The following is a 12,371-nucleotide window of genomic DNA, read 5'->3' as shown; positions in this document are numbered from 1 at the left end:
CGCCTGCTAGAATATGCGCCCCCGTCCACCCATCCGCCGCGCGCCGACGCGGCCGTAGGAGCACCCAGCAATGACCATCAAGGTAGGCATCAACGGCTTTGGCCGCATCGGACGCAATGTGCTGCGTTCGGCCGTGCAGAACTTCGCCGGCGAGATCGAGATCGTCGCGATCAACGACCTGCTCGAGCCCGACTACCTGGCCTACATGCTGAGCTACGACTCCGTGCACGGCCGCTTCCAGGGCGAGGTCTCGGTCGATGGCAGCGACCTGATCGTCAACGGCAGGAAGATCCGCCTGAGCGCCGAGCGCGACCCGTCCAACCTGAAGTGGGACGAGGTCGGCGCCGACGTCGTCATCGAGTCGACCGGGCTGTTCCTGACCAAGGAAACCGCGCAGAAGCATCTCGACGCGGGCGCGAAGAAGGTGATCATGTCGGCCCCGTCGAAGGACGATACGCCGATGTTCGTCTACGGCGTCAACCACGCGACCTACAAGGGCGAGGCGATCATCTCCAACGCTTCGTGCACGACCAACTGCCTGGCGCCGCTGGCCAAGGTGCTGAACGACAAGTGGGGCATCAAGCGTGGCCTGATGACCACCGTGCATGCCGCCACCGCGACCCAGAAGACCGTCGACGGCCCGTCCAACAAGGACTGGCGCGGCGGCCGCGGCATCCTCGAGAACATCATCCCGTCCTCGACCGGCGCGGCCAAGGCGGTCGGCGTGGTGATCCCCGAGCTCAACAAGAAGCTCACCGGCATGTCGTTCCGCATTCCGACCTCGGACGTGTCGGTGGTCGATTTGACCGTCGAGCTCGACAAGGACGCCAGCTACGCCGAGATCTGCGCCGAGATGAAGGCGCAGTCCGAGGGCGCGCTGAAGGGCATCCTCGGCTACACCGAGGACAAGGTCGTGGCGACCGACTTCCGTGGCGATGCCCGCACCTCGATCTTCGACGCCGAAGCCGGCATCGCGCTCGACGGCACCTTCGTCAAGCTGGTCAGCTGGTACGACAACGAGTGGGGCTATTCCAACAAGTGCCTGGAAATGGTCAAGGTGATCGCGGGCTGATCCACCGCACCTGATCGCACCGCGGGCGCGGCCCGGTCGGACTAGAGTCCGGCCCGGTCGCGCCCGTTGCGTTTGGCGCGGTACAGCGCCTCGTCGGCCTGCGACAACAGCCGGTCCATGAACTGCGGCGACGGCTGGATGGCGACACCGACGCTGATCGTCACCACCCCGTCGATGCCGTCGGCATGCGGGATCGCGGTGTCGCGCACGGTCGCGCACAGCCGCTGCGCGACCTCGATCGCGACCTCCTCGTTGGCGTCGCGCAGCAGGACCGCGAACTCCTCGCCGCCGACCCGGGCCAACACGTCCCCGGGGCCGCGCAGCAGGCTCAGCATGACCCCGACCACCCGCTTGAGCACGGTGTCGCCGGCCGGGTGGCCGTAGCGGTCGTTGTAGGCCTTGAAATAGTCGACGTCGACGATCAGCGCGCCCATCGGGGTGTCGTCGTACTCCGGCTGCTCGACCAGCTCGTTGACCGCGCGACGGAAGCCGCGCACGTTCAGCGCTCCGGTCAGCGCGTCGATGCTGGCGATCCGCTCCAGTTCCTCGACCGCGCTGCGCAGGTCGGCGGTGCGTTCGGCGATTTCCTGGTCGCGCTCTTCGACCACCTTCTGCAGCGACCCGGCCAGTCTGCGTTGTTCGTCAAGCACCGCGTTGAGTTCGCCATAGGCCTGGCTCAGGCGTTCGGACAGGTCGCCGACCGCGGCGGCGACGGGTCGCAGTTCCATCGGCATGCGGCGGGTGGTTTCGGGATCGACCGGGGCGCCGACCGCGAAGTTGCGCAGGGCGTCGAGCAGTCGGCCGGTGCCTTTGGCCAGTCCACGCAACTGCGCCCAGGTCGCGGCCAGCACGCCGAGGATGATCAGGATCAGCAGGGCGAGCAGGGCGATGGTGCTGCGGCCGATCGTTTCCATCAGCCGCCGGTCCGGCGCGAGCAGGACCAGGGTCCAGCCGCTGCGCATCCGCGAGCGCGAGACGAAGGCGTTGCCGTCGCCGAGGATGCCGTGCTCGAAGCGGGTCTGGGCCATGTGCAGCGGCACGTCGCCGGACAGGGTCAGCCGGGAGTCGGTCACGGTGTCGAGAAAGCCGTGCGGCACGCCCTCGGTGGCGTGGATCACCCGGTTGCGCCGGTCCAGCAGCAGCATTTCGTAGCCGCGCGAGCGGAACGCCTCGCCGCGCTGATTGACGAAGGTCTCGACGTGGATCGAGGCTTCGACGATGCCGCCGAAGCCGTCGGCACCGACAATCGGCGCGGACACCGCGACCAGGGGGTCGTCGCCCAGCGCCCGGCCCCGGAACGCGTTGGAGACGTACGGGCGCAGGTGACGTTCGGGATTCCGGAAGTAGTCGCGATCGGCGACGCTGGGCAGGTCGTCGTCGGGCGTGGCCACCGCCCGGGTCGGTGCGTAGGCGGTGATGCGCCCGTCGGCATCGGTCACCACCGCGCTGATCAGCCCGGGGTAGGCATCGAGCAGTCGCTCCAGGTCATCGGTCCAGCCCGCGTCGCCCGGCGCCCGGGCCTGCGCGAGCAGGGCGACGCCGGCAAGACGGCTGTGGACGAAGTCGTCGATCGAGGACGCGGTCAGGCTGGCCGACAGGCCGGTGCGCTCGCCCAGCGAGACGTGCTCGGCGCGGTACTGCTGCCACAGCAGCACGCCACTGAACAGCATCGCCGGTACCAGCGCAGCGAACAGCAGCAGTTGCGTGAACCGCCGGCGCAGGGACCACGATTGTCCGGTAGAAACCAAGGCTGCGGACGCACTCGGAATGTCGATGACGTAACGCTACCGTGCGGGCCTGGGCCGGGCAATTACCGGCGTCGCGGTGCTTCCCTCGCGCCTGCGCGATCGACGGGGCATTGTGACGGGGGTCGCGGATTGTCCGGCCGGGGTCGCTACGCCGGGTTCGCTCAGGGTCCGGGGGCCGGCGCCGGATCGTCCAGCGGCCTGATCGGCGTCGGCTGTCCATGCGAGTCCAGCGCGACCATGGTGAAGCCGCCGCGGGTCGCCAGGCGGTGGTCGCCGGTCAGCAGGTCCTCGGTATGCATCTCGACCTCGACCTGCATCGAGCTGCGGCCGGTGGCGGTGATGCGCGCGAGCAGTTCGACCAGGGCGCCCTGCGGCACCGCGACGTGGAAGTCGATCCGTTCCGAACGCGCGGTGACGACAGTGCGGCGGGCGTAGCGCGAGGCGACGATGAACGCGGCCTTGTCCATCCAGGCCAATGCTTGCCCGCCGAACAGGGTGCCGAGATGGTTGGTGTGGTCGGGAAACACGATTTCGACCATGCGCGCTTCGACCGGGCGCGCGCTGTCGCTGGAAAGAACATTGGGCATGAGGCGTCTCGTCCTGCCGCGGTCGGGCAGGGCTCCGGGGCGGGGTTTGGGGGGTGTCGTGGGGAAGGCGCGCTCGCGCAGTGGCGGCGTCCGTGCCGCCGGATTACCGCTTTGGACATGGGCAGGCATCCGCCCGCCCCGCATCCCTGCCCGGCGTCCGTGCCGATGCTTCCGTGCCGGCGATGGTTCCGTCCATCGCGTGAGTGCTTCCTGGCAAAGAAAGGAAAGGCCGCCAGTGCCGCCGCGCTCAGAAGGCGGCGTCGAACGCCACTTCGCCACTGACGCCGACCTGGTACGCGGACACGCGCCGTTCGAAGAAGTTGGTGACCTCCTGGACGTCCTGCAGGTCCATGAAGCCGAACGGATTGCTGGCGCCGAACCGCTTCGGCAGCCCGAGCTGCCCCAGTCGCTGGTCGGCGCAGTACTCCAGGTACTGGCGCATGTCCTTGAGCGACAGGCCGACCACGCCGCCCGACAGCACGTCCTGGGCGAACTGCATCTCGCAGTCCACCGCCTCCTCCAGCATGGTAACCACGCGCTGTTTCAGTTCTTCGTCGAACAGCCCGGGCTCTTCCTTGCGCACCGTGTCGATGACCTCGAATGCGAACGCCATGTGACAGCTTTCGTCGCGGAACACCCAGTTGGTGCCCGAGGCCAGGCCGTGCAGCAGGCCGCGCGAGCGCAGGTAGTAGACGTAGGCGAAGGCGGCGAAGAAGAACAGGCCCTCGATGCAGCAGGCGAAGCAGATCAGATTGAGCAGGAATTCGCGGCGCTGCTCGACCGTCTCGATCCGATGCAGGCCCTGGATCGAGTCCATCCACTTGAAGCAGAACTCGGCCTTGGCGCGGATCGAGGGGATGTTCTCGACCGCGGCGAAGGCTTTGGCCCGCGCGCCGGGGTCCGGCAGGTAGGTGTCGAGCAGGGTCAGGTAGAACTGCACGTGCAGTGCTTCCTCGTACAGCTGGCGCGACAGGTACATGCGCGCTTCGGGCGCGTTGATGTGCTGGTACAGGTTCAGCACCAGGTTGTTGGCGACGATCGAATCGCCGGTGGCGAAGAAGGCCACCAGGCGCTCGATCAGGTGCCGTTCGGCAGGTCCGAATTTGTTGCGCAGGTCGTTCACGTCGAGCGAGAAATCGACTTCCTCGACCGTCCACGTGTTGCGGATCGCGTCGCGGTACATCTCGTAGAAGCGCGGGTAGCGCATCGGTCGCAGGGTCAGGTCGAAGCCCGGATCGAGAAGGTGGTTGTCGGTGCTCATTGGCAGGCCTCGCAGGATTGGGGATTCTCGAGTGAACAGGCGACCGCGGCGGCCGGAGCGACCGCGCTCACCGTCGACTTGGCGATCCGGGTCGCCGGGCGCGAACGCAGGTAGTAGGTGGTCTTCAGGCCCTTCTTCCACGCGTACATGTACATCGACGACAGCTGGCCGATGTTCGGGCTCTCGATGAACAGGTTCAGCGACTGGCTCTGGTCGATGAAGGCGCCGCGGTCGGCGGCCATGTCGATCAGCGAACGCATCGGCAGTTCCCAGGCGGTGCGGTAGACCTGCCGCAGCGATTCGGGGATCGCCTCGACGCCCTGGATCGAGCCCTCGGCCATCTTGATCCGGTCGCGCAGCTCCGGGGTCCACTGGCCGAGCTGCTTGAGCTCCTCGACCAGGTAGCGGTTGACCACGATGAAGTCGCCCGACAGGGTCTCGCGCTTGAACAGGTTGGATACCTGCGGCTCGATGCACTCGTAGCAGCCGGCGATCGAGGCGATGGTCGCGGTCGGCGCGATCGCGATCATCAGCGAGTTGCGCAGACCGCCCTCGGCGATGCGCGCGCGCAGCGCGTCCCAGCCCAGCGTATCGGAGGGTTCCACGCCCCAGGCATCGAACTGCAGCTCGCCGCGCGAGGCTCGGGTGTCCTCGAAGCCTGGGTGGCGGCCGCGCTCCATCGCCAACTCGTTGGAGGCCGACAGCGCGTGGAAGTAGATGTGCTCGGCGATCTGCCGCGACAATGCGCGCGCCGGTTCGGAGTCGAACGGCAGCCGCAGTTTGAAGAACACGTCCTGCAGGCCCATCGTGCCCAGCCCGACCGGGCGCCACTTCAGATTGGCGCGGCGGGCGGTCTCGATCGGATAGAAGTTCAGGTCGATCACCCGGTCGAGCTGGCGAATCGCCAGGCGTACGGTCTCGCCGAGCCGCTCGAAGTCGAAGCGTCCGGCCTGGCCGTGCACCGGGCCCTCCTCGAACAGTTCGACGTGGTGCGACAGGTTGATCGAGCCCAGGTTGCAGACCGCGGTCTCGTCCTGCGAGGTGACCTCGAGGATCTCGGTGCACAGGTTCGACAAGTGCACCACGTTGCCCTCGCGCAGGGTCTGGTTGCAGGCGCGGTTGGACTTGTCCTTGAAGTTCATCCAGCCGTTGCCGGTCTGGGCCAGGGTGCGCATCATCCGCGCGTACAGTTCACGCGCCCTGACCGTCTTCCTCGCCAGTCCTGCGGCCTCGGCGGCGCGATAGGCGGTGTCGAAGGCCTCGCCCCACAGGTCGGTCAGCTGCGGCACCCGGGCCGGGTCGAACAGCGACCATTCGCCGTCGGCCTCGACCCGGCGCATGAACTCGTCGGGGATCCAGTTGGCGAGGTTGAGGTTGTGGGTGCGGCGGGCCTCGTCGCCGGTGTTGTCGCGCAGCTCCAGGAACTCCTCGACATCGGCGTGCCAGGGCTCCAGGTAGACGCAGGCCGCGCCCTTGCGCTTGCCGCCCTGGTTGACCGCCGCGACCGAGGCGTCGAGCGTCTTCAGCCAGGGCACGATGCCGTTGCTCAGGCCATTGGTGCTGCGGATCAGCGAGCCGTGCGAGCGGATCCGGGTGTAGCTCAGGCCGATGCCGCCGCTGAACTTGCTCAGCTTGGCCACGTCCATGTAGCGCTTGTAGATGCTCTCCAGCGAGTCCTCCGGCGAGTCGAGCAGGAAGCAGCTCGACAGCTGTTCGTGGGTGGTGCCGGCGTTGAACAGGGTCGGCGACGACGGCACGTAATCCAGCTGCGCCATCCGCCGGTACAGCGCCAGTGCGTCGCCGACGTCCTCGCTGAGCGCGCAGGCGATGCGCAGGAAGAACTGCTGCGGGGTCTCGATCACCGTGCGCGCGGTCGGATGGCGCAGCAGGTAGCGGTCGTACAGCGTGCGCAGTCCGAAGTAGTCGAAGCGGTGGTTCAGCGTGTTGTCGATCGCATCGTTGAGCTTGCGCGCATTGGCCTGCACGAAGCCGAGCAGGCGGTCGTTGATCACGCCCAGCTCGTGGCCGCGCTGGACAGACTGCGAGAACGCGTTGATGTCGATCGCGGCGACCTCCTTCTCGATCACCCCGGCCAGCAGTCGCGCGGCGAGGCGGCCGTACTCGGGTTCCTCGGCGGTCAGCAGGGCGGCGGTGCGGATCGACAGCTCATCCAGTTCGCGCGTGGTCGCGCCGTCGTAGAGCCCGGAGATGGTGCGGGTCGCGACCCGCATCGGGTCGATCGAATACAGGTCCTCGCTGCAGCGGGTCACCGCGCGCACGATCTTGTTGAGGTCGACCGGTTCGCGACCGCCGTTGCGCTTGGTCACGGTCATGGTCAGGTTCGCGGCCGGCGGGGTCAGCGCGAAGCCATCGCCGCCACGGGGGGCGGCGGGCGGGGAGGCAGGCGCTGCGGGGGCGGCGGCGTCGGCCGTTGCGGTGGGGCGGTCGGTGGTGGGAGCGACGGACATCGCGGTACTCCTGTGCAGGCGCACGGGTCGCCACCCTTCCCTCGAGGGCGACGCACGGTGGCACGGTGGATGGCGCCCGCGACAGGGGATGGCGCCGATCCAGCCGTGCCCCCGCGGGCGCGGAATCTGCAGGATGGAGACGGGGTGTCGCAGCGCCCGAGACGGACGCACGCCGGCGGAGGATCCGGCGTTCGCGGCAGCCAGGCGGCCACCGCCACGACACCGACCGTCTCCCCCCGGAGACTCCCTGGCCGGTCACCGCGCGGTGTGCTTCGCGCGGCTGTCGGCAGGTCTTCGGGCTCTGGACGCGGGGCTGGTCGTTCCGTTGCAGACCTGCGGCAGGAGCGGCGTAGGAGCGGCGTAAGCCGCGATGAAGCTTCCTTGGAAGACCCGATCGCGGCTTACGCCGCTCCTACCATCGCTCGTGCAACGACATCTGCGGACCAGCTTCCACCTACCGCCTGCCGCTTCCCGGGGACGGGCCCCAGTGCCATGGCAGGTTTCGTTTCCACTACCGCTGCGGGGCAGCGCCGGCCTTGGCGCGCCTGTTGGCGACACCGCACCGGACTTCCCTTTTAAGCCGTCGTCCGATTGGGGCGACAGCACCGACGGGCACAACATAATGGGGGCGACTGGTTCCGTCAATCCGATATCTTGTGATTTGCGTGAAGGCCGTCGATGGCGTGCGGGTGCAGCCGCGGGGGGCCGTCTGGTGTAGCCTCGCCTGCAGCTGAATGCGAGGCGGAATCAATGGAAGGTCTGCTTGTACTGCTGGGGCTGGCCGTACTTTCGGTGCCGGTGCTACTGATAGTGGCGTTGGTGATGATCGGAGGCTTGCGCTCCAGGGTGAGTGCGCTGGAGGGCGAACTGGCTCGCTTGCGTGCTTCCGCCGGGGCCGAGGCCGGACCGGAGCCGTCGTCCGCGGCCGTGCGCCCGCCGCCTGCGGCACCCGCGCCCGCGCCGACACCCACTCCGGCACCGGTCGAGGCCAGGCCGCGCCCGCAACCCGCTGCGGCACCGCCGGTGGTGGCGGCCGCGCCTGACCCGGTCCGGTCGCCGCCGCCTCTGCCGCGCACGCCGCCGGCCCGCAGCGGTCCGGACCCGGTGACCCGCGCCGCGCGCGTGATCAAGCGCTGGTTCACCGAGGGCAACGTGCCGGTCAAGGTCGGCATGCTGGTGCTGTTCGCCGGTGTCGCCGCGCTGCTCAAGTACGCCAGCGACCAGGGCTGGGTGGCGGTGCCGGTCGAGTTCCGCTACGCCGGCGTCGCCGCCGCCGCGTTGGCCGGGCTGGTGTTCGGCTGGCGTCAGCGCGAGCGCCGGCGCGTGTTCGCGCTGTCGTTGCAGGGCGGCGCGATCGGTGTGCTGCTGCTGGTGGCGTTCGCCGCGTTCAAGGTCCATCCGCTGCTGCCGGCGGGGGCCGCCTTCGCGCTGAGCGTGGTGCTGGTCGCCGGTGCCGGTGTGCTGGCGGTGATGCAGCGGGCGATCGCCTTGGCGGTACTGGGCATCCTCGCCGGCTTCCTCGCGCCGATCTGGTTGTCCACCGGCACCGGCAGCCATGTCGCGCTGTTCGCGTACTACGCGGTGCTCAACGCGGCGATCCTGGCGATTGCCTGGTGGCGCCCGTGGCGGGTGCTGAACCTGATGGGCTTCGTGTTCACCTTCGGCATCGGCACCCTCTGGGGCGTGCTGCAGTACCGGCCCGATCACTTCCAGACCACCGAGCCGTTCCTGTTGCTGTTCTTCGCCTTCTACCTGGCGATCCCGATCCTGTATGCGCGCCGGCGCGCCGCGGGCGGGCAGCGGATCGTCGACGCCTGCCTGGTGTTCGGCACGCCGCTGGTGGCGTTCTCGTTGCAGGCCGCGCTGCTGGAGGGCGCGCGCATGCCGCTGGCGTTCTGCGCGCTGGCCCTGGCCCTGGTGTACCTGGTGTTGGCGTGGATGCTGCGCATGCGCGAGCGCTACCAGCCGCTGGTCGCGCCCTACGCGGTGCTCGCGGTCGGCTTCGCGACCCTGGCGGTCCCGCTGGCGCTGTCCGCACAGGCGACCGCCAGCGTGTTCGCGCTGGAGGGCGCGGCGGCGGTGTGGCTGGGCCTGCGCCAGCAGCGGCGGTTGCCGCAGATCGCCGGCCTGTTGCTGCAACTGGCCGCGGCGGGAAGCTTCCTGATCGGGCTCGAAGCCGGATCGCCGGCGCAGGCGCTGGCCAACCCGCGCTTCACCGGCGGCCTGCTGATCGCGATCGCCGGTTTCGCCAGCGCCTGGAGCTACCGGCGCTCGGCGAAGTCGGGCCCGGCCGCGCCCTATTACCTGTGGGGCCTGGTGTGGTGGATCGGGACGGCCTTGGCCGAGATAGACCGCTTCGCCCCGCCGGCGACGGACGCCGACCTGATCCTGGTGCTCGCGACGCTGACCGCGCTGCTGGCCGGCGTGGCCCGGCGATGGATCGACGCGGCGGCACTGGACGTGACCGTGGCGGCGGCGCTGGCGGCGGCGGTACCGCTGGCGTTCGCCCAGGCCGACGCGCATGCGCAACCGTTTGCCGGCCTCGGCCTGCTGGCGTGGGTCCTGTACGCCGGATGCGGCATCTACACGCTGTCCGGCCTGCGCCGCGTGGACGGTCGCGCGCGTGGCTTCGCCCATGCCGGCTGGGTCGCGGCCTGGACAGTGGCGCTCGGCCTCGGCCTGCTCGAACTGGCGAAACGGCTCGGCCTCGGCGACGGTTGGTGGGTGGCGCTGGCCGCCGCGCCGCTGCTGGCGGTTGCCGCGGCGACCCTGTGGCGGCCGGGCTGGATCGGCTGGCCGCTGGCCACCGCGTTCCAGGCATGGAGGCCGGCGCTGCGCAACGGTCTGTTGCTGGTGCTGGCGCTGGCCTTCGTCAATGCCCTGACCTGGTCCGGCGACGCCGCGCCGCTGCCGTGGATCGCACTGCTCAACCCGCTGGACCTGTTCCAGGCCGGTGCGTTGCTGGTGCTTGCCAACGGCTTGCGGTCGATGCCGCAGCGCTCGCGCCTGCGGGCGCAGCATCCGATGCTGCTGGCCGTCGCCGGCTTTGCGCTGATCAGCGTGATCACCCTGCGCGCGACCCATCACTGGGGCGGCGTGGACTGGCGTCCGTCGATGCTGCAGACAAGCCTGGTGCAGACCGCGCTGACCGTGGTCTGGAGCATGCTCGGCGTGGTCGGCTGGGTGGTCGGTTCCCGTCGCGGCCGGCGCACGCTGTGGCTGGCCGGCGCGGTGCTGATGGCGGTGGTGCTGGCCAAGCTGGTGCTGGTCGACCGCCAGCATCTGGGCAACCTGCTGGGGATCGCCTCGTTCATCGCCTACGGCCTGCTGTGCACCGCGGTCGGCTATTTCGCACCGGCGCCGCCGAAGACCTCGGCGCCCCGGGACTCTTCGGGAGAAACCGCATGAGGCGGCAGGTTCGGAGCGTATGTCGGGTGGCCGCCGTTCTGGCGCTGCTGCCATGCCTTGCCGCGTTGGCGGCCGGGCGTCAGGACTACGGCTGGGAATGGCCGCTGACGCTGTCGCAGGACGATGCCGGCGCCTACCGGGTGACCCTGGACGAATTCGTCTACCGGCGCCTGCAGGATCCGCAGCTGCGCGATCTGGTGGTGTTCGACGGGGCCGGGGGGGCGGTGCCGACCGCAGTGCTGGCGCCCGAGCAGCCGCTGGCGCGGACCGCGCCCAGGCTGGCGCTGCCGTGGTTCGCGCTGCCGATGTCGAAGACACCGTCGGCGAGGCGCTGGGAACTGCTCAGCGAGTCCGACGCCGACGGCCGGCTGCGGCGGGTCGAGGTGAGCGGCGGCGCGCCCGCCGAGCGTGCCCAGGCCGATGTCCTGATCGTCGATCTGAGCCGGGTGCGCGAAGCGGTCGCCGCGCTGGAGCTGGAGTGGAAGCCGGTCGAGGCGCTCGACCTCGGCTACCGGGTCGAGGCCAGCGACGACCTCGATCACTGGCAGCCGTTGGCGACCCGCGGACGCCTGGTCGACCTGCAGCGCGAAGGGCGGCGTCTGCTGCACCGGCGCATCGACCTGTTCGGACTGCTGCCGCATCACCAACGTGCCCGCTACCTGCGCCTGACGCCCGACCGTGGCGACCAGGCGCTGGCGATCGCGTCGGTCGAGGCGGTGTTCGCGCCGCGCGCGACGGCCGCGCCACTGAGCTGGATCGAGCTGTCGCCGAGCCGCAGCTCCGACGATCGCCAGATGTACGAATTCCGGATCGACGGCCGCTTCCCGGTCGAGCAGGCCGATGTCGCGCTCGACGGCAATCACGCGGTCGAGTGGCGGCTGGAGAGCCGCGACGACGCGGATGCGCAATGGCGTTCGCGCGGCGCGCCGTGGATGGGCTACCAGGTGGGCGCGGAAGGCGGACGCTCGCGTCCCAACGCGTTGGCAACGAGCGTTCGCGATCGCCAGTGGCGGCTGCGGGCGAGCACGGCGGTCGCGAACGCCCCGGTTCTGCGCCTGGGCTATCGTCCCGAGGTCGCGGTATTCGTGGCCCAGGGCGCGCCGCCGTACGCGCTGGCGGCCGGCAGTGCCCGCGCGCTGCCGGAGCCTTCGCCGGTGCCGCGACTGGTCGAGGCGTTGCGCGAGCGTCACGGCCGCGACTGGCAGCCGGCGACCGCGTACCTGGGCAGTGCCCGGGTACTGGCCGGCGAGGCGGCGCTGCGTCCGGACTGGAACTGGCGCAAGGGCCTGCTTTGGGGCGTGTTGCTGATCGGCGCGCTGGTGGTGGCCGGACTGGCCCTGAGCCTGCTGCGCTCGAGCCGCGCCACGGCGGCCGCTGAAGCGGTGCCGGAGACGGCCGGGGATGTCGAGCCCGCGCCCGCCGACCCGGACAAACCCGAGGCGGAGTGAGTCCCGTCGCGGTGCCTCAGGGGACCGTTCGGTTTCATTCGCGGCAGCGGGCCGCGACAATGGAGGGCCATGCATGCCGTGCGGGCCGCCCTGGCTGCAGGCCGCGCCGGCGAGCGCCCGGCCATGGAGGGCCGGGCCGGACGGACCGAAGACGGTCCGCTGCGCCAGGGAAGGCATGTTTCCTCCACTTCCAATTGAACAGTTCCAGCGAGCGACCACGATGACCATCCAGCGAATGACCGACCTCGATCTCACCGGCAAGCGGGTGCTGATACGGGAGGGCGAGCCGGGCTGACGCGGGCTGCCCTATCGGCAGGCCGCGCCGGCGAGCGCCCGGCCATGGAGGGCCGGGCCGGACGGACCGAAGACGGTCCGCTGC

Annotated in this window: 7 protein-coding genes and 1 riboswitch; of the genes, 3 read left to right on the top strand and 4 right to left on the bottom strand. The window is 69.8% G+C overall.

Annotation, left to right across the window (positions count from 1 at the left end; genetic code table 11):
- Positions 1-70 precede the first annotated feature (70 nt).
- Positions 71-1,072 carry a type I glyceraldehyde-3-phosphate dehydrogenase gene (gap, locus tag C9I47_RS14465; protein WP_111267379.1) on the top strand — a complete coding sequence of 334 codons (1,002 nt, stop codon included), beginning with the start codon at positions 71-73 and terminating at the stop codon, positions 1,070-1,072.
- Between the two features lie 41 nt (positions 1,073-1,113).
- On the opposite strand, the gene C9I47_RS14460 is transcribed toward gap, so the two are convergent.
- The 4 genes from C9I47_RS14460 to C9I47_RS14445 form a co-directional block, all read right to left on the bottom strand.
- Positions 1,114-2,742, bottom strand: coding sequence for a diguanylate cyclase (locus tag C9I47_RS14460; protein WP_145985538.1), 1,629 nt, complete (start codon positions 2,740-2,742; stop codon positions 1,114-1,116).
- Between the two features lie 239 nt (positions 2,743-2,981).
- Positions 2,982-3,407, bottom strand: a complete 426-nt coding sequence (locus C9I47_RS14455; RefSeq protein ID WP_111267377.1) for an acyl-CoA thioesterase — start codon at positions 3,405-3,407, stop codon at positions 2,982-2,984.
- Positions 3,408-3,654: 247 nt separating this feature from the next.
- Entirely contained in the window at positions 3,655-4,668 is a 1,014-nt protein-coding gene (locus C9I47_RS14450) for a ribonucleotide-diphosphate reductase subunit beta (protein ID WP_111267376.1), read from the bottom strand.
- Positions 4,665-7,001 carry a ribonucleoside-diphosphate reductase subunit alpha gene (locus C9I47_RS14445; RefSeq protein ID WP_223250387.1) on the bottom strand — a complete coding sequence of 779 codons (2,337 nt, stop codon included), beginning with the start codon at positions 6,999-7,001 and terminating at the stop codon, positions 4,665-4,667. The genes C9I47_RS14450 and C9I47_RS14445 overlap by 4 nt, the downstream gene beginning before the upstream one ends.
- 549 nt (positions 7,002-7,550) lie before the next feature.
- Positions 7,551-7,761: riboswitch (cobalamin riboswitch) on the bottom strand.
- A 125-nt stretch (positions 7,762-7,886) separates the two neighbouring features.
- Between C9I47_RS14445 and C9I47_RS14440 the strand changes: the two genes are divergently transcribed.
- Complete coding sequence (locus tag C9I47_RS14440) at positions 7,887-10,544, top strand: DUF2339 domain-containing protein (RefSeq protein ID WP_111267374.1); 2,658 nt, start codon at positions 7,887-7,889, stop codon at positions 10,542-10,544.
- Positions 10,545-10,570: 26 nt separating this feature from the next.
- Positions 10,571-11,992, top strand: coding sequence for a DUF3999 domain-containing protein (locus C9I47_RS14435; RefSeq protein WP_223250160.1), 1,422 nt, complete (start codon positions 10,571-10,573; stop codon positions 11,990-11,992).
- Positions 11,993-12,371 lie beyond the last annotated feature (379 nt).

It is taken from the genome of Marilutibacter maris, assembly GCF_003233695.1.
GTDB classification, from domain to species: Bacteria; Pseudomonadota; Gammaproteobacteria; order Xanthomonadales; family Xanthomonadaceae; genus Marilutibacter; species Marilutibacter maris.
This window is presented reverse-complemented; position numbering and strand designations above follow the sequence as displayed.

Coding starts and splice junctions, on each gene's coding strand:
- gap (WP_111267379.1), top strand. CDS start 71: ATGACCATCAAGGTAGGCATCAACGGCTTTGGCCGCATCGGACGCAAT.
- C9I47_RS14460 (WP_145985538.1), bottom strand. CDS start 2,742: ATGCTGTTCAGTGGCGTGCTGCTGTGGCAGCAGTACCGCGCCGAGCAC.
- C9I47_RS14455 (WP_111267377.1), bottom strand. CDS start 3,407: ATGCCCAATGTTCTTTCCAGCGACAGCGCGCGCCCGGTCGAAGCGCGC.
- C9I47_RS14450 (WP_111267376.1), bottom strand. CDS start 4,668: ATGAGCACCGACAACCACCTTCTCGATCCGGGCTTCGACCTGACCCTG.
- C9I47_RS14445 (WP_223250387.1), bottom strand. CDS start 7,001: ATGACCGTGACCAAGCGCAACGGCGGTCGCGAACCGGTCGACCTCAAC.
- C9I47_RS14440 (WP_111267374.1), top strand. CDS start 7,887: ATGGAAGGTCTGCTTGTACTGCTGGGGCTGGCCGTACTTTCGGTGCCG.